Raw genomic sequence first — 24,798 nt, forward strand, 5'->3', positions numbered from 1 at the left:
CATGAAAATGAAAAACTTAATAAAAATCTTATTGGTATTTATTATCACAGGTATAGTGGTGTCCTGCGATGAGGATAATGAATTTCTTGATGCTCCTGCTAAATCAACTCTGGATGAGTCTACTATTTTTTCTACAGTAGATCTTGCAAAGGGAGCTGTTGATGGTATTTTAGAACCCATAGGACAGACAAATTCATATCGGGGCCGTTTTATACCGTATTACGGTTTCAATACTGATGTAGAATATAATTATAGCGCTGACGATGAAGGCTCTGATGCTGATCTCGTTTATTACGATGCAAAACCCAATAATTCAAGAATGAATACTGATAATAATGCATGGGCTATGATGTATCAGGGAATAGAGCGGGCAAACATTGTAATAAGAGGTATTAGAAATTATGGTAATCCTGAACCTGATACTGAATTTGGCCAACTTTTAGGAGCTGCACTTACATATCGGGCTGTTTATTATGCAGATCTTATGAAAGCCTGGGGTGATGTACCTGCCCGTTTTGAACCTATTAACACAGAAACATTATATCTGCCAAAGACAAGCAGAGATACAATTTACAAACGTCTTATTGCTGATTTAGGTGAAGCTTCAGAATTGGTAGCGTGGCCTAATGAAACCACAGCAACTTCTACTGTTGAGCGTGTTAATAAAGCCTTTGTAAAAGGCTTTAGAGCCAGGCTTGCCATGATTGCAAGCGGGTATCAACAATATCCTGATGGTGTTAGAAGAAGCAACGATCCTGAACTTTCAGTTGAGAATATGTATCAGTTAGCGCTAGATGAATGTAGAGATGTCATTAATAGTGGTAAAGCTTCACTGGAGCCTTCTTTTAGAGATTTTTGGGTAAAATATAATGAAGAAGACATAAGTGCGGGCGGCGAATCTCTATGGGAAATTCCCTTTGCAGATGGTCGCGGAAGGGTGCTTTTTTCATTTGCTGTTCCTCATAATAGTGTAGATCAGTTTACTGGTCAGGCCAGAGGTGGTAATGCCGGGCCTACACCAACGGTTTTTTATGACTATAATGAGAATGATACACGCAGAGATGTTACATGTGTACCTTATGAATGGGGTACTGCGGTAGACGGCATAGCTATGCAGGAACTTTCAGCTATTAATTCCTGGTTCTTTGGAAAATATAGGTATGAATGGATGGCTAGGAATGTTACATCTACAAATGATGATGGCGTTAACCTGATATATATGCGGTATGCAGAAATACTTCTTACAGCTGCAGAAGCAGCTAATGAATTAGAAGGGCCTGCAGCTGCAGCAACCTATCTTAAGCAGATACGTAGTAGAGCATTTCCTGCAGAGCAACAAGCAGAACAAGTAGAAGCATACGTAGATGCACTTACTACTAAAGAAGCTATGTTTAACGCTTTAGTAAATGAGCATAAGCTAGAGTATACGGGAGAGATGGATCGTAAACAAGATCTTATTCGTTGGAATCTTCTTAAAGCCAAACTAGATGAGGAAAAAAGTAAACTTGCCAGTCTTGAAAGCAGAACAGGAGAATATACAAATGTTCCTACAACGCTTTATTATAAATATCAAGAAGACGGGTATACTTTAGATATTTATGGGCTTAACAGAGGGGAAACTGAAAATCCCGGCCCTGACTATTCTGAATTCTCGTGGGATCAACCTCTTGATGAAATGATGAACACGATTTCTAAACCTGGAGTTAATGTAGATGACAGGCAATTCTGGCCTATTTGGCAAGTATTTATTGATGCCAGTAATGGTCAATTAGTAAACGACTACGGTTACTAGAACCTCAAAAAACAGTTTTAATTTATTGAATTATGAAAGTAAGATACATCTTTAAAGGTTTACTTATAGCTATTCTACTTGCAGCTACAGTTACAAGTTGTGATTATGATAAAGATATTATAGAAGAGCTGCCGGTAAGCCGAGAATTTGCGCCGGTAAATCTGACAGCCTTCGTTAGAAATCAGGTAAATGTAGAGCTAAACTGGACAGCAGATGAGAATGTGGAGAGCTATATAGTCGAGTTTAGTGCTGATGACCCTGAGTTTAATAATATAGTTAATACTGTTGAGGTTAATGCTGCTGATTTGCCTGTGTTTGTACCCTTAGAAGGCGAGACCGTATATTCTATAAGGGTAAAGGCGGTTAGTGCCCGCGGACTTGACGATTCTAGCTGGGCTACTACTTTGGCCCAAACTTTAACAGAGCAGCTTTTTGTTACAGGTGAACCTAGTGATATTAAGGCACTGGAAGCCACTTTGCGCTGGGTGCCTAATAGTAATGTAACTGAGTTAAAGTTGAGTCCGGGAGATATTACGCATACCATAACTGCTGAAGAAAAAGCTAATGGAGTGGCTACAGTGACCGGTCTCACCCAAGAGACAGAATATACCGCTATACTATTTAATGGCAGCAAAACCAGAGGCGTGACAACTTTTACGACAGGAATTGACATAGGTACTGGCATTTTAGTAACTGCCGAAGATGATCTATTGCAAATGATAGCCGACGCTGAAGCAGGAACCATATTGGTTCTTGAAAGCGGTGATTATACAGCACAGACGGGAACTGTAACTCTTGACAAGTCTCTTACAATAAGAGGACTTAGAAGTTATAATAAGCCCTTGCTAAAACTTAGCTTTGAGATTGTTACAGGCGCAGAAGATGTAGAATTAATTGATCTTGATTTAATGGGAGAAGGTGAAGGATCATCAGATCTTCCGGATGTTATAAGATATACAGCTGCAGGAAATTACAATTCGTTACTTATAAGCGGTTGCGTTATTCATAGTTATGCAAAATCTTTTGTAGCGGGTAACGAGACTGATGCGATCCTGCAAACTTTAACGGTAGAAAATTCCATTGTCTATGATATTTTTACTAACGGAGGTGATTTTATAGACTTTAGGAATTCTGATGTTCTAAATATTAACCTACAAACGAGTACTTTTTACAATTGTGCCCCAGACAGAGACTTCATCAGGATGGACGCAAGTGGAACTTCTAATGAGAGTGGTGTAACTGCAAATATACTTATAGACAGCTGTACGTTATATGCATGTTCTAATTCAGACAGTAAAAGAATACTATATGTGCGATTTGTTAGCAATGATGTAATAGTAAGAAATACCTTAATTGCCAGCACAGAATCTGAAGGATATGCTGATAGATCTGGTATTGATGAAAGCCCAACATTTAGTAATAATAATTACTTCAATGCACCGGGATTCTATGATACGTCACAATATATTTTTGATGACAGCAATTATTCAGCTTTAGATCCGGGCTTTGCAGATCCCGCGTCAGGTGATTTTACTGTTTCAAATCAAACTATAAAAGACAAAAATATAGGAGACCCTCGCTGGTTGTCTAATTAGTCTTAACCCTCTAAGTAGTTCTGGTTTATAACCGGAACTACTTTTTTTGAATAAAAATTGGTTTATGAAATTTAAATATCTGGCAGTTTATTTTAGTTTAATTGTTCTTCTAATGGGATTCTCAGGCTGTGCACAACAACTGGCCTTTCCTTCAGCCGAAGGTTTTGGAAGATATGCCAGCGGCGGTCGTGGCGGCGAAGTATATACAGTAACAAACCTTAACGATGACGGTGAGGGTAGCCTGCGTAAGGGAATAGTAAAGCATGGTCCTCGCATAATTACTTTCGCTGTTTCGGGTACTATTAGCTTGCAATCTCCTTTAGACATAAATAATGACAGTATAACGATAGCAGGACAAACGGCTCCCGGTGATGGGATATGCGTTAAAGGTTACACCGTTTCAGTTAAAGCAGATAATGTGATAATTCGTTATCTGCGCTTCCGGTTAGGGGATGTAAATAAAGTTGAAGATGATGCCCTTAAAGGGAAAGATGCTACAAATGTGATCTTAGATCATTGCTCTATGAGTTGGGCCACAGATGAGAATTCTTCTTTTTATAGAAATAAAGATTTCACCATGCAATGGTGCATAGTTTCAGAATCGCTAAATAGTTCTGTACACCATAAAGGAGATCATGGTTATGGCGGAATCTGGGGCGGAGTAAACGCTTCTTTTCATCACAATCTTATTGCGAGCAACCATAGCCGTAATCCGCGTTTTAGCGGTTCATCAACCACGCTTAATTCAGAAAATGAGTTTGTTGATTTTAGAAATAATGTTATCTATAACTGGCAGATCAATAGTATTTATGGTGGCGAAAATGGCACCTACAATGTGATCAATAATTATTTTAAACCCGGCGAAGCAACTGAAGATTCTAAGCGGGAGCGCATTTTAGACCCTTATGAACCTTATGGGAAATTCTATGTAGCAGGTAATTTTATGGAAGGTTCGCCCAAAGTTACCTCAGATAATTGGGATGGTGGTGTACAGTGTGAAGATCCTGAAAGTCTGCGTCTTGATGATCCTGTCGATATAGATAATAATATCAAAACTCAAACAGCAGAGGCTGCTTATTTTAGTGTTTTGAAAGATGCAGGAGCTAGTTTGAGCCGGGATGCGGTTGATATTAAAGTAGTGCAGAGTACGGCTACCGGAAAACCGCATTATCAAAACGGAATAATAGATTCTCAGGATAATATAGGCGGATGGCCTGAATTAAAATCAAAACCTGCACCTGAGGATTCAGATCATGATGGTATGCCCGATAAATGGGAAAAAAACCACAATTTAGACCCTAAAATCGACGATTCTGCCGGGTTTGATCTTGATAAAAATTATACAAATATTGAAGTCTACCTAAATGAACTGGCAGGAGATGCAACCAAAACAGCACAGGTAAGCCCAGGTGAATTTCATTTTTCTGTTGCTAAAGATGGTAGCGGTGATTTTTGCACAGTACAAGATGCTATTGATGCGGTGCCTGATTTTCGACAAAAAACGACTAAAATAGGCATAAAATCGGGCATTTATTATGAAAAATTGATTCTTCCGGAGTCAAAAATCAATGTAGAATTGATAGGTGAAAATAGAGACAAAACAATTTTGGTGTATGATGATTATTCTCAAAAATTGAATGAATTTGGTGAGGAAATGGGCACTACCGGTTCTTCATCTTTTTTCGTTTTTGGTAATGATTTCAAGGCTAGTAATATTACTTTTCAAAACAGTGCTGGCAAAGTAGGGCAGGCGGTAGCTGTAAGGGTAGATTCAGATCGGGCAATATTTAAAAATTGTAATTTCCTCGGCAATCAGGATACGTTGTACCTGCATGGGAAGGGTGCCAGGCAATACTTTACAAATTGCCTCATAAGCGGTACAGTAGATTTCATTTTTGGCTGGTCTACAGCTGTTTTTGAGAACTGCACCATAGTATGTAAGGAGAAAGGATATATAACAGCAGCTTCTACGACTGCAGATACTCCTCACGGCTTTGTTTTCCTCAATTGTGATATTCAGGGTGACGAGAGTTCAGATACTTTTTATCTGGGCAGGCCGTGGCGTGATCATGCAAAGACCGTTTTTATAAACTGTACGCTAGATAAGAACATAAAACCGGAAGGCTGGCATAACTGGAAAAAACCTCAGGCTGAAAAAACAGCTTTTTATGCCGAATATAATTCTCAGGGACCGGGCGCTGATGCTGAAAATAGGGTGGCATGGTCTCACCAACTTACCGCAAAAAGTGCCGCTGCCTACGAGGCTAATCTCATATTAAAAGGGGAGGATAACTGGCAACCTAAAACAAATTAAAAAATGAGAAATCCATCTATATCGGGAGGAATTATGACAATAAAACCAATTCTCGTCATCACAGTTTTACTGGCTTTTTTTTCATGTAAATCTCAGGCCGATCAGTCGGGTCAGTCGGTTAATGCAAATCAAGATCCCTGGTCACAGGCCGATGCTATAATAGAAAAAATAGGCAAACCTTCTTTTCCTGACGCGACTTACAATGTGATGGATTATGGTGCTGCAGCAGACGGGAAGACTTTAAACTCAAATGCTTTCGCGAAAGCGATAGAAGCCTGTACAAATGCGGGTGGAGGAAGAGTATTGATTCCTGCCGGAAAATACCTTACCGGCCCCATTCACTTAAAAAGCAATGTAGATCTGCATTTGGAAGAAGGCGCAGAAATCCTGTTCACCAAAGAAAAATCGGCTTACTTACCGGTCGTTCATACTGCTTATGAAGGGATGGAAGTGATGAATTATTCTCCGCTTATTTATGCATATCAACAGAAGAATATTGCAATCACCGGCTCAGGAACCTTCAATGGCCAGGCCGATAATGAAAACTGGTGGCCCTGGTGTGGGAAAGATGAATACGGTTATAATGAAGGTGGTGAAAAGCAGGGAGATGATAAAAATCTGCCACGCTTACGCCAAATGGTAGCAGACGGGGTTTCGGTTTCAGATCGAGTTTTTGGTGATGGTTACCAGCTGCGACCTTCCTTTTTTGAACCTTTTGAATGTGAAAATATTCTGGTGCAGGGTGTCACATTTACAAATGCTCCTTTTTGGGTTTTGCATCCTATGAAATCTAATTATATTACCATAGATGGCGTAACGATTAACAGTCATGGCCCCAATAACGATGGTTGCGATCCTGAGTATAGCAAGTATGTACATATTACTAATTGTAAATTCAATACAGGTGATGATTGTATCGCTATAAAATCGGGTAGAAATAATGATGGTCGCAGGGTCGCTATTCCCAGTGAAAATATTGTTGTTGAAAAATGTGAGATGAAAGATGGGCATGGCGGTGTTGTTATGGGTAGTGAGATTTCTGCCGGAGTGCGCAATGTTTTTGTTCGCAATTGTGTGATGGATAGTCCTAATCTTGATCGTGCAATTCGTATTAAGACCAACACGTTAAGAGGTGGTTTTGTAGAAGATGTTTATGTTAAAGATGTACAGGTGGGCCAGGTAAAAGAAGCTGTGCTTAAAATAAATACACATTATGGTATTTATGATAATCAGGAGGGCGATTTTATGCCAAGTATCAAGAATATTTTTTTAGAAAATGTAACCGTAGAGAATGGCGGAAAATATGGAGTACTCATAACCGGAAGAGAGCAATCTCCTGTTAAAAATGTGGTGCTTAAGAATGTGACAATCAAAAAGACAAAGACTCCGCTTTCAGTAAAATTTGCAGAACCTATACAGTTTGAGAATACCACTATAAATGGTGAAGCTTATAACTAGAGGCTTTGTGCTGAAATATAGAATGAATAATGTGATAGTGTAGTGAGAAGTAAAAGTGCCAACTTCAATATTATTATTTTATTGCTTTTTTTTGGAAGCATAACTGCTCAAAATGAGGTGAAGCCCTACACCATACAAACCACTTATGAAAAACTGCAAAAAGATTACCCGTTTATTGTTCCCATAGAGCCATTAACTTCATATAAAATTGAATCGAAAGAAAATGTGGTATATCGTGAGATTGATAACATTACTTTAAAAGCTGATATTTATAAACCTGCGGGAAATTCTTCAGTAAAATATCCTGCAGTTCTATTAATTCATGGCGGGGGATGGATCACGGGAAGTAAAGAAAATGAACGTGTGATGGCACAACATTTAGCTGCCAACGGCTATGTCGCCGTTACAGCCGCTTACCGGCTAAGTCCTGTAGCAACCTATCCCGCTGCGGTTTTAGATCTGAAAGCCGCCATATGCTGGATGCGAAAAAACGCTGATAAATACCAGATTGATGCAGAAAAAATCGCTGTTCTGGGAGCTTCTGCGGGAGCACAGTTGGCAACTTTAATTGGCGTTACTATTGGGAATCAGCTTTATAAAGAGGGCGATTCAAGTTGCTCAGATGCGGTTCAGGCGATTGTAAACATAGACGGAATAGTTTCCTTTATTCACCCCGAAGCTCAAGAAGGCACAGTTGCCGGGAAATGGCTGGGCGGACTAAAAGGCGTTAATTTAGAAAAATGGAAAGAAGCTTCTCCTCTTGAATATGCAAGCGCTGAAACTCCGCCTACATTGTTTATCAACAGCGCCCAGCCACGTTTTCATGCCGGCAGGGATGACATGATCAAAATTTTAGATAGTTACGGGATTTATAATGAAACGCATACGATTCCTGATTCCCCACATTCTTTCTGGTTGATGCATCCGTGGTTTGAGAAAACACTGGAATATACAGTGCGTTTTTTAGATAAAAACTTTAAAAATTAAAAGAATGAAAAGTAAAGGCTGGCTATCTATAATTTTCATTTTACTTATTACTACCGCGTTCTCACAGAATAAACCTTATGGCAATATTACTGTTGCTCAGGACGGAAGCGGGGATTTTACCACCATTCAGGAAGCTGTAAATTCTACACGTGATCTGGGTCCGGGTGAAGTACTCATCTCAGTTAAACCGGGAGTTTACAAAGAGAAATTAGTCATTCCATCGTGGAAACATCAGTTGACATTGCGCGGGTCGGGCAAAGAAAATACGCGTATAACTCACGCGGATTTTTCAGGAAAAATCGACTCCCTCACACAACAAAAACTGAACACTTTTACTTCACATACAGTTCTGGTACAGGGAAATGATATCAAAATAGAAAATATTACCATAGAAAATGCTTCCTGTAATCGGGGGCAGGCCGTGGCGCTGCATGTAGAAGGTGACCGTTTTGTAATTAAGAATTCAGCGATAATAGGATGCCAGGATACGGTTTATGCGGCAACTGAAAACAGCAGGCAATTTTATGATAACTGCGAAATAGAAGGAACAACCGACTTTATTTTTGGTGAAGCTACGGCGGTTTTCAAAAATTGTACGGTGAAAAGTAAGGCTAATTCCTTTGTAACAGCAGCGGCTACACCCAAAGATCAGCAATACGGTTTCGTTTTTATAAACTGTAAATTAATCGCTTCCGCGGAAATTAAAAAAGTCTATCTGGGCAGGCCCTGGCGCCCTTATGCCAAAACAGTTTTTCTAAACTGTGAATTGGGTGATCACATCGTTGCTGAAGGCTGGGATGCCTGGAAAGGAGATGCGATGTTTCCTGAAAAGGAGAAAACCACTTTTTATGCTGAATACCAAAATTCCGGCCCCGGCAGTTCTGCTGAAAATAGAATGAGGTGGTCAAAACAATTAAGTCCGCAAGAGGCTAAAGAATATACCATAAAGAAAATTCTGGCAGGAAGTGATGGCTGGAATCCTATCAAAAACTAATGCTATGAAATTTGTAAAACTCTACTTCATGTTAGCAGCGGTACTGCTTTCAGGGTATTCTTCCTGTTCTAAAGAAGAGAGTGCAGAACAACAAGGAGAAGTTGAGGTAGAACAACCGGAAAACGACAATACACCTATTGAAGAACCTGCAGAAGATGAGTCCATTCATGTTACAACGGGCGGCGAATTACTGGCTGCAATAGCTACAGCAAAGGCTGGAGATTCTATTGTGGTGCATGGCGGAACCTATGCTCTTACTTCCAGAATTGATGTTGAAAGTTCTGGTACAGAATTGCAAATGATCATACTTATGGCTGCGCCTGATGAAGAACGACCTGTATTTGATTATTCCGCTATGAGCGAAAATGCTTCAAATCAGGGTATGATCTTAGACGCCGACTTCTGGCATATAAAAGGAATAGATTTTTACAATGCCGGAGATAACGGAATGAAAATTCAGGGCAATAACAACCTGATCGAGTTCTGTACTTTTTCAGAATGTTCAGATACAGGTTTGCAATTAGACAGCGGCGCTTCAAATAATACCATCCTCAATTGCGACTCTTTTTTCAATGCTGACTCAAGTGTAGAAAACGCAGATGGTTTTGCGTGTAAACTCACCGCGGGAAGTAATAATAAATTTATAGGCTGCAGGGCATGGCAAAACCTCGATGATGGCTGGGATGGTTATTTGCGCGGAAGTGATGATATTCATACCTATTATGAGAATTGCTGGGCTATTAATAACGGTTACTTAAAAGATAAAAGCGTGAGCGGTGGTGACGGCAATGGTTTTAAAACGGGAGGCAGTGATGATAAAACACTTAAACATAATGCTACTTACACCAATTGCCTCGCTGTAGGAAATATAGCCGATGGTTTTGATCATAACAGCAATCGCGGTATGGTGACGATCTACAACTGTTCTGCCTATGATAACGGCAAAAACTACAACTTTAGCAGCACGAATATTCTGGCAGGACTCATTATAAAAAATTGTGTCTCTCTGGGCAATATGGGAAGTACAAATGCAACTGAAAAGGATACTTCAAGTAATAGCTGGATGAACGGCTTAACTGCTAAAGAAACCGATTTTTTAAGTATAGAAACCGCTCAATTGCTCGCTGCCCGTAAAGAAGATGGAAGTCTTCCAGATATAGATTTTATGCACCTTACCGCCGGCAGTAATTTAATAGATAAAGGTGTAGATGTAGGGCTTCCGTTTAACGGGAGTGCGCCTGATCTGGGTGCTTTTGAATTTGAAGATTAACAAAAGGCCAGAAACCAGATGAAATTTTTCCTTATAATCATTTTTTTGATTTTTAGCCTTTCGCTTTTAGCGCAGGAAAAACCTACGCTTTATCTGATAGGTGATTCTACAATGGCAGATAAAAAAGACCCTGATCAAAATCCTGAACATGGCTGGGGCCAAATGCTTCCACAATTGCTCACTGATGAAATACGCGTAGAAAATCACGCGGTAAACGGACGCAGCAGCAAAAGTTTTATTACAGAAGGAAAGTGGGAAGCGGTTTTAAGTAAATTGAAGAAAGGAGATTATGTTTTTATTCAATTTGGTCATAATGACGAAAAAATACAGGATAGCACGCGGTTTACAAATCCGTTTACGCAGTATCGTTATAACCTGGAGCGCTTTGTAAATGAAACCCGAAGTAAAGGAGCGACACCTGTTTTACTAAGTTCAATCGTGCGCCGTAATTTTAATGAATATGGAGTTTTAGTAGATACCCATGGCGACTATCCTGTAGTTGTATGGCTGGTAGCTAAAGATTTAGATGTTCCTTTTGTAGATTTACAATGGCTAACAGAACGTCTTGAAATAAAATACGGCCCAGAAGCCTCAAAATCGCTTCATTTACACCTAAAACCTGGTGAAAATGCATACGAACCACAGGGGAGAGAAGACGATACTCATTTGTCTCAATTAGGAGCAACTCTTGTCGCAAGTCTGGCTTTACAGGAAATCAATCGGCAACATTCTGGTCTTGCGACTTTTATTAAGAAGTCTGTATTAGCAAAGGAAATAATTTCTTTAAAAAATTAACCCGCTTTTCTTCTTGGTTGCTGCCACCTGCAACCCATTTACTAAAACTCTATCTTAAACTTACTTCTTTATTCTATAGGTCCTGCCCATACCATGCAATAACGCAGCTGGTTTTTATTAAATATTCCCGATTTTACCCAGCTTTTGACCGATTTTCGTAGCTATCTTCAGAATTCCTACTGAAATTCGTATGACTGAAAATTCATTTTTTTAATTCTCTTGAAACCAGATTTTTAACATGCAAAAGTTAAAACTTGAAAAAATTTCAATCGATTGCGTAAATTCAAGATTATTATCTATAATTTTAATAAATATCATTCAAAATGTTAGTCTTTAGTATTAGAAATTAATGATAATAACATTTTTAATCTTAAGTATTTAACATAATAAATGCGGATCACAAAAATTAATCAATTCTAAAACCCAACTATAAATTAAACAAAATTCCTTTTGAGATGAAATTTAGATCAAGCCTGTTGACACTCACGCTAACCATGTGTGCTGTCTTAAACAATTATGCCCAACACCCTTTAGTGTATCAAAGTGAAAATACCGGATCTTCCTGTGATGCGCCGCCCTTACCAGATCCCGGTGATCTTGTGAACTATCCCATGTTACCAGATCCTTTTGCGTGGTCTGATGGTAGCGGCCGCTCTACAGATTTTAGCGATTGGGAGTGCCGAAGAAATGAAATAAAAGCTGAAATTCAGGAATATGAGATTGGTTTAAAACCGCCACGACCTGCTGATATAACAGCAACGTACGCTGATGGAGTATTAACCGTTTTAATCACAGAAAACGGAGAGACTCTCACCCTAACTTCTGAAGTTACTATTCCTGATGGCGATGGACCTTTTCCTGTTGTAATAGGTATGAACAGCGCTACAGGAAGTATACCTTCATCTATTTTTGATGGTGCTATTAAAATACCTTTTATGCACAATCAAGTAGTGAGTTATTCTCAGGGTTCCCGTAATCCTGACGACCCTTATTTTAAACTTTACCCGGAGTTTCATCCCGATGCAGATACTTACACTATGGGTAATTATAGCGCGTGGTCGTGGGGTGTAAGCAGATTAATAGACGGGATAGAGTTAGTGCAGAAGCAATTAAATGCTGATGTTGACCATATAGCTGTAACCGGATGTTCTTATGCGGGAAAAATGGCACTTTTTGCAGGAGCCTTTGATGAACGTATAGCTTTAACAATTGCTCAGGAATCTGGCGGTGGAGGTGCGCCATCCTGGCGTGTTTCTGAAACTATAGGAAACGTGGAAAAAATTGACAATACCAATTATTCTTGGTTTTTACCAGACATGGGAAGTACTTTTAGTGGCAGAGCGGGTATTTTACCGCATGATCATCACGAATTGATGGCAATGGTTGCTCCCAGAGCTTTGCTAATCACAGGCAATACAGATTTTGAATGGTTAGCAAACCCTTCTGCGTATGTTTCGGCAAGAGCGACGGAAGAGGTTTATAAAGCATTTGGCATAGAAGATCGATTTGGCTTTTATATTGATGGAGGTCATGGTCATTGTGCGGTACCAGATAGTCAAAGCCCGGCAATACAATCATTCGTCGATAAATTTCTTTATGAAGATATGGCAGCAGATACAGATGTACATGTTAACCCTTATGGCAATACTGTTGATTATATGAGCTGGATAGAGGGTTGGGTAGATACCAATCCCAATAAACCGAATATTATTCTAGACAGTCCCATAAACAATTCTACTTATGAGGCACCAGCAACGATTAATTTTACAGCTTCTGTCACAGACCTAAATGATGATGTAGAAAAAGTGGAATTTTATAATGGAACTGATCTTATGGGTGAAGATACTACAGCACCTTATTCGTTTACCTGGGAAAACGCTGAAGGCGGAACGTATCTTATTTCTGCTGAGGCGACTGATGCAGAAGGTTTAAAGGGTTTTTCAAACGTTGTAAAAGTTGTAGTTACTACACCACCTACGACAGTATATAAAGTAAGTACCGCACCCATAATAGATGGGACTATTGATGAAATATGGAAGGTTGCCGGCATGAATGATTTTAAAGCTGAAAAGGATTTACTTGGAGGTCCTTTTGATGCGACTGATTTAAGTGGATGGTCACGACTTATGTGGGATGACACATTTTTTTATTTTATAGCTCATGTAGAAGATGATGTTAAAATAAATGACAGTCCCTTTGCAATTTATCAAGATGACAATGTTGAGGTTTATTTTGATGGCAATAATGGAAAAACCAATTCATATGAAGCTGGAAACGATGTGCAATATACGTTTAGATGGGACGATGGAAGTTTTGTAGGTACAAATAATGGCATTTCTACAGATGGAATAGAATATGTCATGCTAGGAACTGATGATGGATATATTCTGGAAGCTAAAATCCCTATGGCTAATATAGACGTTGTCCCTGAAGATGGTAAAGAGGTCGGGTTTGATTTTATGATAAACGATGATGATGACGGTGGCGATCGAGAAGGGAAATTATCATGGAATTCTACAAATGACTCTGCCTATCAAAATACTTCTGTTTTTGGCACAATACAATTAAGTAGTTCTGTCCTGTCTGTAGGAGCTGCTTTAGATAGAAGTTCTGTCACTCTTTATCCTAATCCTTCAAATAACCAGTTGGTCGTTCAAGGTATACAAAGAGATGTAGACTATAAAATTATTGACATAACCGGTAAATTGCAACAATCTGGTAAAACTCAAAATTCTATTAAAATAGATGATTTGAGCCAGGGTTTATATTTTTTACAACTTAGTAATGAAGATATGAGAGCTAATCTAAAATTCATTAAAAAGTAGTAATAAAATTATTCATTTGTCCTTAAAACCTATGTGTCAATATATGGCGCATAGGTTTTTTAATGTAGAGCCATTTGCGTTAGATAAACTACATGTTGGCTAATTTGAGAACCGTATTCCAATTGCGTGTGGTAGCCTGAACTTTCAATTTTCGTTCAAAAAACATATTAGTGAGTTTAGAGTCGCTGTATTTACCTGCGCATTTAATGAATACGTTGTCATTTATAATCTCAAATTTATCAGGCACAAAACCAAAAGCATTTATAGATTCATCGATACCGGGAGCTGGCGTGTTTTTTAGAAAAGTAAGGTGAAGTAGTTTGGTGTCTGTTTCAGGATCATTAGCAAAAGGATTAGAAGTTACAAGTTCATTTAATTCTGAACTGCTTCTTACAATTACCGGAACCTCAAACCCGTATTTATCAAGAATAGCACGTTCAATTTTTTCGCTTAAAGCGAAAAAATCTTCAGTTTCAGCTTTAAAAATAACATTGCCGCTTTGTATATAGGTAGATACGTCCTCAAACCCAAGACTAAGAAAAAGCTCTTTGAGATCCTGCATGAGAATTTTGCGTTTTCCGCCTACGTTTATTCCTCTTAAAATTGCGACATATTTTTCCATGATTTCAATTTTTTTTTATTCGGCAGATTTAAAAATTTTTTCAAAAGCATCGTAAACAGCGAGGTGCAAAGCGTCGCCATGATTCTGGTTTTCTAAAAAATTAAAGTAAATGGTTGTTTTTTCCTTTTTAGATCTGGTTAATTTTTCAAAGAGACTTTTGGCATCATTTTCCATCACATCACCTTCTTTACCTACGGCGATATAAATAGCTTTAGGCTGCTTGTAGTCTATGGGTTTAAATTGTAGAAGCGCTTCATCACTCCACCATAAACTTGGGCTCACGATAATGTAATTGTCAAAAAGGTCTGGTTTTTTAAAAAGTATTTCTGTGGCTAAAAGTCCGCCCAAAGATTGACCTATTAACGTCTTTGTAGTCGTCGTTCTATAATTTGAAGTGATGAACGGTTGCAACTCTTTTTCTAAAAAAGCAATGAACTTTTCTGAACCTCCGGTTGTGGGAAATTCTGTTTTGTCTTTCTTATTTGAAGTGGGAAAGGTGAAATCGCGCTTTCTGTCAATATTTGCAATCCCTACCACAATGCTTTCGGGTATAATATTTATCCATGAAAACGATGCAAATTGCACAAGCCCGGCTATGTGTATAAAATCTTCATCTGCAGAGCCGTCTAGCAGGTAAATAACGGGATATGAATTCTCTTTGCTTTCTGAATAATCTGGCGGAAAATAGAGGTTAATTACCCGATTTTCGCCTAAAATAACCGATTTTATCTCGACTGTTTTACCCAATTCAAATGGTTTTTGGACCACTACTTCAGGTGTTTGCGCGGCTGCAAAATGGGTTGTAAAAAGTATTACAAGAATTAAAACGATTAATGTTCTCATATGCGTAAAGCTAAGAACATTCCAGATTATTGAAGCTCTTTCTCAAAACAGAGACTATTTTCTACCCCGGCATATTGCCCATAATTACTCATTTTTGCATAATTATTTCTGGTATATAAAGCGATTGCCTCTACTTGTCTGGTTCCGGTTTCCAGAATGCATTTTTTATAGCCCAGTTCTAGCGCCCATTGCTCAAGTTCTTTAAGAATTTTTGATGCTATTCCGTTTCCACGAAAGTCAGGATCAACATACATCCTTTTAATCTCCATTGTTTTGTTGTCATATTCTTTTATCGCTCCACAACCTACTGCTTCATTGTTTTCAAAGCCAATAATTACATACTTAATTGTGTCAATCTTATTGAATTGATCATAAAAAGCATGCTCGTCACCATCTGTGATCGCCAGACCGGCATCTAATTTTTTAACCAGTGTTATAAAACCTTTGTTTTGTGAGTTTGTACGTATAAATTGTATCATTTTAAACTGTCTGCTGTGTTTTTAGAAGTATTTACCAAAGCACGTCTTTCTGTTTCAATCTTTTTTATAACCGCTTTTAAGCTGTCAATTTCTTTGGTCATTTCTGTTTGATTATTATCGGCTTTCATTTTGATCTGAAAATTCCAAAGCGCAATAATCAGCAGCAGTATGCCATTAATTGCAATCGCTACTTTTTTACCTTTAGTCCAGAATTGCTGGCGTTTTGCTGTTCTTTCTTTTTTGACGTAAGAAGAATTCTTTTGAAATGCTAGTCCGCTGTTTGTGATCTTATACACTTCAATTGTTTTGCCATAGCTGGAGTTAATTTCAGGATGCGGGATCTCTTTCGCTATAGCGAAACCATCTTTTACAAGTTGATCCAGAAACACCGGAAGTTGAGCTTTAAAATTATCGCGTAAAAAGTGGTCAAAAACGGGGTTAAAATCCAAATTATTAGCTGCTAAGTAAAGAAGAACCTGATCAAGTATTTTAGTGTTTTCATTCACAGCCGGCGGTTTGAGAAAAATGAATGGATCTTTAATTTTTATTCTATAATAAAGATAATGAAGTTCTGGCAACTTTCTTTTACAGCTACACTCAGTATTCTTTCGCAAGAGCATTACAAAATCTTAAGTTTGCAAAAAACAGAAGATGAAGCCAACCACAAAAGCAAAACTCGAACTGCCGGAAGATGAGATGCGCGCTTATGGATATAAGATTGTTGATGCAATAATAGACCATCAACTTACTCAAAATACCAAGAAACCTGTTGCACTTGCAACCCGCAGCGAGATGGATACAGTTTTTAAAGAGGTTGCTCCCGAGGCTTCATCTTCTGCAGAAGAAGTTCTCGATTTTGTAATGCAACAGGTGATTCCTTATAGCAATATCATGAGTCATCCCAAGTTTTTCTCTTTTGTTCCCGGGCCCAGCAATTATGTAAGCGCGATGGCAGATGCGCTAGCGACGGGTTTTAATATATTTTCTGGCGGTTGGGCGGCGGCTCCCGCTGCTGCAGAGCTTGAGATCGTGACAATAGGCTGGCTCTTAAAAATTTTTGGTTTACCCGAAAAAAGAGGTGGCGGTATTTTTACCAGCGGTGGTTCTATGGCAAATCTTACGGCGCTTGTAACCGCACGTAATATTAAATGTGGTGATGATTTTTCTAAAGCAGTAATCTACCTCTCAGATCAGGCGCATTCTTCAAATATTAAGGCTATACGGGTGATGGGTTTTCGTAAAGAACAAATACGTATCATCCCCACAGATATGGAGTTTAAAGTCTCTATAAATAAGCTCAAAAACGCTATAAATCGTGACCGACTAGAAGGTTGGCAGCCATTCTGTTTCATTGCTTCTGCAGGAACGACGAATACAGGAACTGTAGATCCACTTGAAGAACTGGCTAAAATTTGTAAAAAAGAAGATCTTTGGTTTCACATTGACGGTGCATACGGCGGCGCTGCAATTCTAGCAAAAGATGGAAAAAGTCTGCTAAAAGGTGTAGAAAAAGCCGATTCTCTAACGGTAGATCCTCACAAATGGTTTTATCAACCTTATGAAATGGGTTGTTTGCTGGTGCGAAATCACAAATGGTTAAGCGGTACTTTTACAGAAAAGCCAGAATATCTTAAAGATGTTGAGGGCAACTCTTCAGAAATAAATTTCTACGATCATGGTATTCAGCTAACGCGTAGGTTTAGAGCACTTAAGTTTTATATGAGTATTAAGATTTTTGGCTTAAAAGCTTTTCGCGAAGCAGTACAATATAACATAGACCTTGCAGAAAAGGTAGAAAGTAATTTACGCACAAGTGCTCTCTGGGAAATCGTTTCTCCCGCCACGCTGGCTGTTATCAACTTTAGATACAATCCTATATCGAGAAATCTGTCTGAAAATGAACTTGACGAATTAAACCGCAAGATCTCACAACAGGTTGTAGAATCTCGTGAGGCTATGCTGGTGACAACCTATTTAAACGGAATGGTGGTATTGAGAATGTGTTTAATAAATCCGCGTACTACTTTGCAAGACGTTCAGGACACACTTGATCTTTGTGAAGAAATAGGCGAAACCCTGTAAAAATCGGCTTAAAATGGTCTAAAAACGGCTATTTATTGTACCGAAAAATCAAAAACAGACTGGTTAGAACGACCTCCCGGCACTTGTCCCTGATAGAAGAAAGCATATTCGCCGGGCTCAAGTGAATCAGGAGTGACCGTAAATTTATTACCTTCTACCTGCGCGATACTAAACGGCAATGCCTCCTTGGGATCAACACCGCTGCTGCTTCCTAAGGCATTACTTTTACCCGTAATTACTTCCCGAAGGTTTTGACGCTCTTTTACCCTTAGTTTTAAGAGTACAAATTCATTAGGAGAAGAGGCTGTTTTAAACCACCAGTTATTGTAATAATCTGTACCACCTTGCACCTGCATATTATCAACATCTGCTGTAGAAACATCAAATAAAAATGTAAACTCAGGAGTGTTTGTATTTAGCACATTGTTAGAAGTAGCTTTAGGCAGTGTAGATTTATTTTTCGAATTTATAAAACCTGATACAAGTCTTTGCGCAGCAGCATTTGTACTAGTGCCAGAAAAAACACTGGGCTGGATAAGTTCTAATTCATCATTAGCATTCTTATAATAAATCCCGGTTTTAGACACGGTATTATGCCTCGATTTATCCATCATCAAAGCAATGATATTTCCTGAAACTCCGGCTTCTTTTAGCTTGGTAAGCTCTTCTATAGAAGTCTCAAACTTGTAATTAGAAGTATTTATTTTATTTACGATAAGATCATCTGTAAAACCCAGATCTATCATTTGTACAATAGATTCATTAGTGAGGGTTTCCTGAGCAAAAGCAGACATGCATAAAAGCAGAAGTAGCGTTGTGATAATTTTAGACATAACTATACAGTTTGAGTTTATAAAAACAAAATTTATGAAACGCAGAATAGTAAGAGGTAATGATTGCTACTTTCTGATAAATAGAAAGTTAGGGTAGGGTTTTGTTTTCTAAAAATAAGAAATTAAGAAGTATGATTATTCATTATTCAAAAAAATTTGAAAAGATATTTTATACGGTTTTTGAGAGATAATCTAAAAAGGAAAGTAGATTTTCAATCCCTTAAGCCCGATTTTTCATCTTATTCAGTCATTTTTTGATGAATTAATTCAAGAGAAATTTCAGGATTCGCTCCTTTTTGGCCAGCCACAAGAGCGCCTAAAGCACACCCAAAAGCCAACGCTTGTGCAGGATCATTATCTTTGTCAAGACTGTATAGCAATCCCGCAAGAAATGAATCACCGGCACCTACAGTATCAACAACTGTGGTGCTAAAACCGGGATGTGTATATAAATGATCATTGTGCCAAAGCACGGCTCCCGCGCTTCCACATGTTACACATATAGAAGAGGTATTTGTGCGTGCACCAATTGCTTTTAGGCTATCTTCCATAGTAGCAGAGTTGATGCGTAGAAAGCTTTTAACTTCCTTGAGTTCTTCCTCATTCATTTTTACAAACTGAGCCAGTTGCATCAGGTTAACAACTTCATTAAGATCATAATGTGGCGCTCTAAAGTTCACATCAAAAACAGCGTTTTTAGCAACATCAAGAAGTTCTTTTAAAGTGTTTCTTGATGATTCACTTCTTGCAGCCAGAGAGCCAAAAATAAAAATATCTGCTTCTGCGACACATTTTTGATTTGCCTCTGTAAGCGCGATATTATCCCACGCTACGGGTTCTTTTATAACATAAGTGGCGCTTCCCGTTTTATCTAAAGTCACCTCTACCTGTCCTGTTTCCAGATCATCATCTTCCTGAATAAACTCTTGTGGCAAGTCATATTTATCGAGAACAGCGAGTGTTTCTTCGGCGAGTGCGTCTGTACCTAATCTGCTTACCATTTTTACTTTCGCTTTAAGCGAAAGCAACCTTAAACAAACATTAAGCGGTGCGCCCCCCAATGCTTTACCGTCAGGAAAAAGATCCCATAGTATTTCGCCAAAACAAACAACGTTAAGAGATTTACTCATGTTAATCGAGAATTTTCTTTTCTAGTTCTTCTAGTGATATACCTTTAGTTTCTGGCATATAGAAGGATGCGAAAATTAATTGCAGAACCATCATGCCGGCAAAAAAGGCAAAAATGGGCCAGGGATTATCTTTAAATATCCCAGATTCTGAATCTAAGAAAACCGGAGTTAAAAGTGTGATCAAGGCGGCAAATACCCAATGCGTTCCCGTACCCCAGGATTGCCCGTAAGCACGTACTTTGTTAGGGAATATCTCAGAAATAAAAACCCAAATCACGGCACCCTGTCCTACAGCGTGACTCGCAATAAAAACGAGAATGAATGTGAGCAATAAGGTAGAACTGCCACCAGTGTAAAAGCACCAGGCAACTGTAGCCAGACTAATTATGTAACCAAAAGAGCCGATGATTATAAGCGAGCGACGCCCTAATTTATCTATTAGTTGCATACCTAGCAGGGTAAAGATGATGTTCACAACACCTATAGATATAGAATTAAACAGTGAATCCTGTTCTGCGAGACCGGCCTTTTCAAGAATCTCAGGAGCATAATAAAGAATAAAATTGATACCCGATAATTGATTGAAAAAAGCGATTAAAAAGGCGAAAATGAGCGGTTTTTTAAAGCGTTTTGAAAAAAGTTTTACGTCTGCTTTATTCTCTTCAAGATCGTTTTGTATTTCCTGCAGTTGTACTTCTGCTTCTGCGGGAGAATAGATCATTTGTAAAACCTCAAGCGCCTGCTGTTTTGCCTGTTTTTTATACAATAACCATCGCGGACTTTTAGGTACCTGTAGTACCAGCAAACAATAAAGAATTGCAGGTATTGCTTCTACACCAAGCATCCAGCGCCAGTCATTATCACCCTGAAAGCCTTGTAACATATAGTTAGACAAAAAGGCTATAAGGATACCAAAAACCAGAAAAAACTGATATAAAGCCACTAATCTGCCGCGACTTTTTGCTGATGATATTTCTGAAATATAAGTAGGCGCGGCAACAGAAGAAGCACCTACGCCCACACCGCCTACAAATCTAAAAAATGAAAAAGTATAGGGGTCTGGAGCAAAGGCAGAACCTAAAGCAGAAACAAGAAATAGAAGACCTATCCAGACTAAAGTTTTCTTTCGGCCCAGCTTATCACAGGGTATGCCACCAAAAAGGGAGCCCAAAACTGTTCCCCAGAGTGCCATAGACATGATAAATGTACCATGAAAAAGAGGCGAAGTATTCCATAATTCTTTAATGGGTAGGTTGGCACCAGAGATAACTACTGTGTCAAAACCGAATAAAAAGCCAGCCAACGCTACCGTGACAGACCATTTTTGAACTGCTTTCATTAATTATTTTTTTGGTTAGGAGAATTCCAGGTTGAAGGTATGTGTGCAAGTTTAAGGTTTTTAACCTCGTCCTGCGTTTTAATGCTAAAAGTGGTGTAGGGCACGTGTGGAAAAACCTGTGCAGTCAATACTGTTGCACCTTTATCTGCAAAAAATTCTATTGAAGACTGATCTGTAAAGACAGAAACTTCAATTGTATTATCCGTTTTAAAATGAGCGGGGGCTTTCATAACTGGTTCTGCAAACCTATTAGAAAAGTCGCTTTGTCCCGCCAGAGTACGATCTACATAAAATTGATTTTCGTTTTTAATGTAACCCATTTTTAAACTGTCGCCTTGCGTATTGCTATAGATAATTTCAAAATCACTGAGCGGGCGAGGGAGTTCAAATTTGAGATTAGACTGTTGTAAAAGGGAGTCAGTATATTGTTGATTTTGCTCTTTTTCTTTTTGTGGCGAAAAATAATTGAGGTCTTTAATTACAGCAGCGACGGGATAATTGCTCACATACAAAGTAGAGTCTTTGTATAGTTCAAGCTTTCGCGGAAGCGTCATAGCACTACGCCACTTTGTTGTGGGTGTTTGTTCTGCATAGAACCAGTTGCTCATCCAGCCAATAAACGTGCGCTCATCTTCAGGCAGATTATTATAGGTTATGCCGGCATAATTATCGCGCCCGTAATCAAGCCATTTTTCCTGTTTTTGGTCTGTTTTAAACGATTTTCCGTCAAAATCACCGATAAAATATTGTGTGCCAGAACCACCATTAGCAGCGCCGGGATTAATGCTTATGAATAGAACCCATTTTGTATCACCACTTGGCGTCTTAAGCGGGAAAAAGTCGGGACACTCCCATACACCACCATGTGCGCCCAGATTTTTACCAAAATCACTTAAATATTGCCAGCTTTTAAGATCTGTAGAATTATATATTTCTGCGTGATCACCGGCAACGAGAACAAGAATCCATTTTTGAGATTCTTCATGCCAAAATATTTTGGGATCTCTAAAGTCTTTTTGATCCTTGTCATTTTTTACTACGGGATTACCTGCATACTTCGTCCATGACTCGCCATTATCAAGGCTGTATGCAATACCCTGGGTTTGATAGTTTGTATCACCTGCTTTTTCTTTTTCTGCATTGTGATAGGTGAACATAGCTACCATGGGCGGATTGTCACTAGAGCCAAAACCAGACGTATTTTTAAGATCTACCACAGCGCTCCCTGAAAATATGTATCCTAAAGAATCAGGATAAATAGCTACTTTTTCATTTTTCCAGCTTTTAAGGTCCTTACTTGTAGCGTGGCCCCAATGCATGGGTCCCCACTTTGTGTCTTCAGGGTAATATTGATAAAAAAGATGATAGGTGTCTTTGTAAAAAACGAGTCCGTTAGGATCGTTCATCCAGTGCGCTGGCGGGGAGAAGTGATACTGCGGTCTGTATTCTTCGGTGTAAGAATCTGCAGTAATTTCTTGAGAAGCAACAGGCTCTTTTGTTTCCGTTTTACAGCTTTGAAGAAAAATCAATGTAAAGAGTATAAAAATCGGTTTTTTCATGCGAAAACTGGTATTTGAGCTTTTTGCTGGTTGCGGCTAGGAAAATAAAACTTTTTATCCATAAAAAAACGTTTTCGTTGCGTAGTTTTGCCTTTTTAGCGGTTATGCGTGTGTAAAACGAATTTATGTTTTATAAGAATCATTATCTTTACGGCTATTGAAAATTATGAGAAGAAAACTAACATTAAAACTGATCGCTAAAGAACTTAATGTTTCTATATCGACAGTTTCGAAAGCCTTGCGTGACAGCCCCGAAATAAGCGAGGAAACACGCGAGAAGATAAAGGCATTTGCTAATTTATATAACTACAAGCCTAATAATATAGCGCTAAGCCTTAAAAACCGAAAAACAAACACCATAGGGGTAATAATCCCACAGATCGTTCATCACTTTTTTACCACGGTTATACGTGGTATAGAGATGACTGCGAGAGAGCACAATTACAATGTTATAATTTGTTTATCAAATAATGATTTTGATAAGGAAGTTCTCAATATGGAGCTTTTAGCAAACGGGAGTACAGATGGTTTTATACTTTCAGTAGCAAAAGAAACGATGCTTAAAGAAGATTATCATCATCTTAATGAGGTGATAGATCAGGGTATGCCAGTTGTTATGTTTGACAGGGTGGTAGAAGGTATTTCATGCGACCGTGTTCTTATAGATGATAAAGAGGGTGCACGCAATGGTGTGGCACACATGTTAAAGACAGGCTGCAGAAAAATAGGTATTCTTACTACTAAGGATTATGTAAGTGTGGGTCGTTTGCGTACCGAAGGTTACATGGAAGCTCTTGAGTCATACGGTGTAAAAGTTGATAAGAAGCTTATTCTTAAATTAGATAATATTGATGAGTGCGGTGAAGCTTCACAGAAGAAAATCGCCGATTTTATATCGAAAAATGACCTTGATGGCATATTTACCGTAAATGAACTTTTTGCAGTAAACGCCGCAAAATTCGTACATCGAGAAGGTAAACGTATACCGGAAGATGTTTCTCTGGTTTGCTTTACAGATGGTCTGCTTTCAGAAAACTTTATACCAAGTCTTACAACGGTAAGTCAGCACGGTGAGGAAATGGGGCGTAAAGCCGCAGAAATTCTTATCAATAAGCTCGAAAGACCAGAAGATGAAGAAGAAGAATACCACACAACATACATAGAGACGAGTCTCGTACAACGTGAGTCTACACGTAGTTTATAAATAACACCATACATATGATTACAAGCAAAAAGGGATTTATTTTTGACCTTGACGGCGTTATTGTAGATACAGCAGGCTTTCACTACCTGGCATGGCACAATCTTGCCAAAGATCTGGGTTTTGATTTTACCGAAGCTCAAAACGAGGCTTTTAAAGGAGTAAGCAGAGTACGCTCGCTAGAATTGCTTCTTGAGATAGGGGGCATGACAGCGACAGATGCTGAAAAAGAGGTTTGGCTCAAAAAGAAAAATGAAGAGTATCTGAGTTATATTGATAATATGACCGCAGATGATATTCTTCCCGGGGTGAAACCCATTCTTGAATATTTACAGCAAAAAAATGTGCCAATGGCTTTAGGTTCTGCAAGTAAAAATGCAACACCTATATTGAAAAGGGTCAATTTATTTGATATCTTTAACGTTATAGTAGATGGCAATGCCGTTAAAAAAGCAAAACCTGATCCTGAAGTTTTTCTTATAGGAGCAGAAAAGCTAAATATAGCACCCTCCAATGCCATTGTATTTGAAGATTCTATTGCAGGAATACAAGCAGCTAATATCGCTGGTATGATCAGTGTGGGTATTGGTGAAAAAGATATTCTGCATGAAGCACATTACATCTTCAAGGATTTTACAGAAATAGATACAGATTTTATAGACAAATTACTGAACGCTTAA

Annotated in this window: 20 protein-coding genes; 12 read left to right on the plus strand and 8 right to left on the minus strand. The window is 38.6% G+C overall.

Going from position 1 to position 24,798, the window contains the following annotated elements; all coding sequences use genetic code 11:
• Position 1: 1 nt before the first annotated feature.
• The 9 genes from ACH3PA_RS09305 to ACH3PA_RS09345 all read left to right on the plus strand — a co-directional run bounded on the left by ACH3PA_RS09305 (position 2) and on the right by ACH3PA_RS09345 (position 14,030).
• On the plus strand, positions 2-1,792 hold the full coding sequence (locus ACH3PA_RS09305; protein WP_416444875.1) for a RagB/SusD family nutrient uptake outer membrane protein: 1,791 nt from the start codon (positions 2-4) through the stop codon (positions 1,790-1,792).
• A 32-nt stretch (positions 1,793-1,824) separates the two neighbouring features.
• Positions 1,825-3,387: a DUF5123 domain-containing protein gene (locus tag ACH3PA_RS09310; RefSeq protein WP_416444873.1), complete on the plus strand. Its 1,563-nt coding sequence runs from the start codon at positions 1,825-1,827 to the stop codon at positions 3,385-3,387.
• A 64-nt stretch (positions 3,388-3,451) separates the two neighbouring features.
• Entirely contained in the window at positions 3,452-5,701 is a 2,250-nt protein-coding gene (locus ACH3PA_RS09315) for a pectinesterase family protein (protein WP_416444871.1), read from the plus strand.
• A gap of 3 nt (positions 5,702-5,704) precedes the next feature.
• Entirely contained in the window at positions 5,705-7,159 is a 1,455-nt protein-coding gene (locus ACH3PA_RS09320) for a glycoside hydrolase family 28 protein (RefSeq protein WP_416444869.1), read from the plus strand.
• A 42-nt stretch (positions 7,160-7,201) separates the two neighbouring features.
• Positions 7,202-8,146, plus strand: a complete 945-nt coding sequence (locus ACH3PA_RS09325; protein WP_416444867.1) for an alpha/beta hydrolase — start codon at positions 7,202-7,204, stop codon at positions 8,144-8,146.
• 4 nt (positions 8,147-8,150) lie between these two features.
• Positions 8,151-9,140, plus strand: a complete 990-nt coding sequence (locus ACH3PA_RS09330) for a pectinesterase family protein (RefSeq protein ID WP_416444865.1) — start codon at positions 8,151-8,153, stop codon at positions 9,138-9,140.
• A 4-nt stretch (positions 9,141-9,144) separates the two neighbouring features.
• Complete coding sequence (locus ACH3PA_RS09335; protein ID WP_416444863.1) at positions 9,145-10,410, plus strand: right-handed parallel beta-helix repeat-containing protein; 1,266 nt, start codon at positions 9,145-9,147, stop codon at positions 10,408-10,410.
• A gap of 18 nt (positions 10,411-10,428) precedes the next feature.
• Positions 10,429-11,205 (plus strand): rhamnogalacturonan acetylesterase, encoded by a 777-nt coding sequence (locus ACH3PA_RS09340; protein ID WP_416444861.1) that lies wholly within the window; start codon positions 10,429-10,431, stop codon positions 11,203-11,205.
• Positions 11,206-11,660: 455 nt separating this feature from the next.
• Entirely contained in the window at positions 11,661-14,030 is a 2,370-nt protein-coding gene (locus ACH3PA_RS09345; protein ID WP_416444859.1) for a sugar-binding protein, read from the plus strand.
• An 88-nt stretch (positions 14,031-14,118) separates the two neighbouring features.
• On the opposite strand, the gene ACH3PA_RS09350 is transcribed toward ACH3PA_RS09345, so the two are convergent.
• From ACH3PA_RS09350 to ACH3PA_RS09365, 4 genes are read right to left on the minus strand one after another with little or no spacing between them, the layout of a single operon-like run.
• A complete protein-coding gene (locus ACH3PA_RS09350) occupies positions 14,119-14,652 on the minus strand; it encodes a DUF1697 domain-containing protein (RefSeq protein WP_416444857.1) in 534 nt (177 codons plus the stop codon).
• A gap of 15 nt (positions 14,653-14,667) precedes the next feature.
• A complete protein-coding gene (locus ACH3PA_RS09355; RefSeq protein WP_416444855.1) occupies positions 14,668-15,495 on the minus strand; it encodes an alpha/beta hydrolase in 828 nt (275 codons plus the stop codon).
• A 26-nt stretch (positions 15,496-15,521) separates the two neighbouring features.
• On the minus strand, positions 15,522-15,974 hold the full coding sequence (locus ACH3PA_RS09360) for a GNAT family N-acetyltransferase (protein WP_416444853.1): 453 nt from the start codon (positions 15,972-15,974) through the stop codon (positions 15,522-15,524).
• A complete protein-coding gene (locus ACH3PA_RS09365; RefSeq protein ID WP_416444851.1) occupies positions 15,971-16,480 on the minus strand; it encodes a hypothetical protein in 510 nt (169 codons plus the stop codon). Before ACH3PA_RS09365 ends, ACH3PA_RS09360 begins: the two co-directional genes overlap by 4 nt.
• Positions 16,481-16,625: 145 nt before the next feature.
• On the opposite strand from ACH3PA_RS09365, the gene ACH3PA_RS09370 reads away from it, so the two are divergent.
• Entirely contained in the window at positions 16,626-18,056 is a 1,431-nt protein-coding gene (locus tag ACH3PA_RS09370; protein WP_416444849.1) for a pyridoxal phosphate-dependent decarboxylase family protein, read from the plus strand.
• Between the two features lie 32 nt (positions 18,057-18,088).
• On the opposite strand, the gene ACH3PA_RS09375 is transcribed toward ACH3PA_RS09370, so the two are convergent.
• The 4 genes from ACH3PA_RS09375 to ACH3PA_RS09390 form a co-directional block, all read right to left on the minus strand.
• Positions 18,089-18,889 (minus strand): hypothetical protein, encoded by an 801-nt coding sequence (locus ACH3PA_RS09375; protein WP_416444847.1) that lies wholly within the window; start codon positions 18,887-18,889, stop codon positions 18,089-18,091.
• Positions 18,890-19,128: 239 nt separating this feature from the next.
• Entirely contained in the window at positions 19,129-20,019 is an 891-nt protein-coding gene (locus ACH3PA_RS09380; RefSeq protein ID WP_416444845.1) for a carbohydrate kinase family protein, read from the minus strand.
• A 1-nt stretch (position 20,020) separates the two neighbouring features.
• The gene (locus ACH3PA_RS09385) at positions 20,021-21,358 is read right to left on the minus strand and encodes a sugar porter family MFS transporter (protein ID WP_416444843.1); all 1,338 of its coding nucleotides are present in this window, start codon (positions 21,356-21,358) and stop codon (positions 20,021-20,023) included.
• Positions 21,358-22,917, minus strand: coding sequence for a glycoside hydrolase family 32 protein (locus tag ACH3PA_RS09390; RefSeq protein ID WP_416444841.1), 1,560 nt, complete (start codon positions 22,915-22,917; stop codon positions 21,358-21,360). Before ACH3PA_RS09390 ends, ACH3PA_RS09385 begins: the two co-directional genes overlap by 1 nt.
• A gap of 166 nt (positions 22,918-23,083) precedes the next feature.
• Here ACH3PA_RS09390 and ACH3PA_RS09395 point away from each other — a divergent pair, with 166 nt between their 5' ends.
• Together ACH3PA_RS09395 and pgmB are read left to right on the plus strand one after the other, a co-directional pair.
• On the plus strand, positions 23,084-24,121 hold the full coding sequence (locus ACH3PA_RS09395; RefSeq protein ID WP_416444839.1) for a LacI family DNA-binding transcriptional regulator: 1,038 nt from the start codon (positions 23,084-23,086) through the stop codon (positions 24,119-24,121).
• Between the two features lie 14 nt (positions 24,122-24,135).
• Positions 24,136-24,798, plus strand: a complete 663-nt coding sequence (gene pgmB / locus ACH3PA_RS09400; RefSeq protein WP_416444837.1) for a beta-phosphoglucomutase — start codon at positions 24,136-24,138, stop codon at positions 24,796-24,798.

Origin of the sequence: Leeuwenhoekiella sp. A2 (genome assembly GCF_047946655.1) — a bacterium.
Lineage (GTDB): Bacteria > Bacteroidota > Bacteroidia > Flavobacteriales > Flavobacteriaceae > Leeuwenhoekiella.

Excerpts from the sequence above, each read along its gene's own strand:
- ACH3PA_RS09305 (WP_416444875.1), top strand. The coding sequence starts at position 2 with ATGAAAATGAAAAACTTAATAAAAATCTTATTGGTATTTATTATCACA.
- ACH3PA_RS09310 (WP_416444873.1), top strand. The coding sequence starts at position 1,825 with ATGAAAGTAAGATACATCTTTAAAGGTTTACTTATAGCTATTCTACTT.
- ACH3PA_RS09315 (WP_416444871.1), top strand. The coding sequence starts at position 3,452 with ATGAAATTTAAATATCTGGCAGTTTATTTTAGTTTAATTGTTCTTCTA.
- ACH3PA_RS09320 (WP_416444869.1), top strand. The coding sequence starts at position 5,705 with ATGAGAAATCCATCTATATCGGGAGGAATTATGACAATAAAACCAATT.
- ACH3PA_RS09330 (WP_416444865.1), top strand. The coding sequence starts at position 8,151 with ATGAAAAGTAAAGGCTGGCTATCTATAATTTTCATTTTACTTATTACT.
- ACH3PA_RS09335 (WP_416444863.1), top strand. The coding sequence starts at position 9,145 with ATGAAATTTGTAAAACTCTACTTCATGTTAGCAGCGGTACTGCTTTCA.
- ACH3PA_RS09340 (WP_416444861.1), top strand. The coding sequence starts at position 10,429 with ATGAAATTTTTCCTTATAATCATTTTTTTGATTTTTAGCCTTTCGCTT.
- ACH3PA_RS09345 (WP_416444859.1), top strand. The coding sequence starts at position 11,661 with ATGAAATTTAGATCAAGCCTGTTGACACTCACGCTAACCATGTGTGCT.
- ACH3PA_RS09350 (WP_416444857.1), bottom strand. The coding sequence starts at position 14,652 with ATGGAAAAATATGTCGCAATTTTAAGAGGAATAAACGTAGGCGGAAAA.
- ACH3PA_RS09355 (WP_416444855.1), bottom strand. The coding sequence starts at position 15,495 with ATGAGAACATTAATCGTTTTAATTCTTGTAATACTTTTTACAACCCAT.
- ACH3PA_RS09360 (WP_416444853.1), bottom strand. The coding sequence starts at position 15,974 with ATGATACAATTTATACGTACAAACTCACAAAACAAAGGTTTTATAACA.
- ACH3PA_RS09370 (WP_416444849.1), top strand. The coding sequence starts at position 16,626 with ATGAAGCCAACCACAAAAGCAAAACTCGAACTGCCGGAAGATGAGATG.
- ACH3PA_RS09375 (WP_416444847.1), bottom strand. The coding sequence starts at position 18,889 with ATGTCTAAAATTATCACAACGCTACTTCTGCTTTTATGCATGTCTGCT.
- ACH3PA_RS09380 (WP_416444845.1), bottom strand. The coding sequence starts at position 20,019 with ATGAGTAAATCTCTTAACGTTGTTTGTTTTGGCGAAATACTATGGGAT.
- ACH3PA_RS09385 (WP_416444843.1), bottom strand. The coding sequence starts at position 21,358 with ATGAAAGCAGTTCAAAAATGGTCTGTCACGGTAGCGTTGGCTGGCTTT.
- ACH3PA_RS09390 (WP_416444841.1), bottom strand. The coding sequence starts at position 22,917 with ATGAAAAAACCGATTTTTATACTCTTTACATTGATTTTTCTTCAAAGC.
- ACH3PA_RS09395 (WP_416444839.1), top strand. The coding sequence starts at position 23,084 with ATGAGAAGAAAACTAACATTAAAACTGATCGCTAAAGAACTTAATGTT.
- pgmB (WP_416444837.1), top strand. The coding sequence starts at position 24,136 with ATGATTACAAGCAAAAAGGGATTTATTTTTGACCTTGACGGCGTTATT.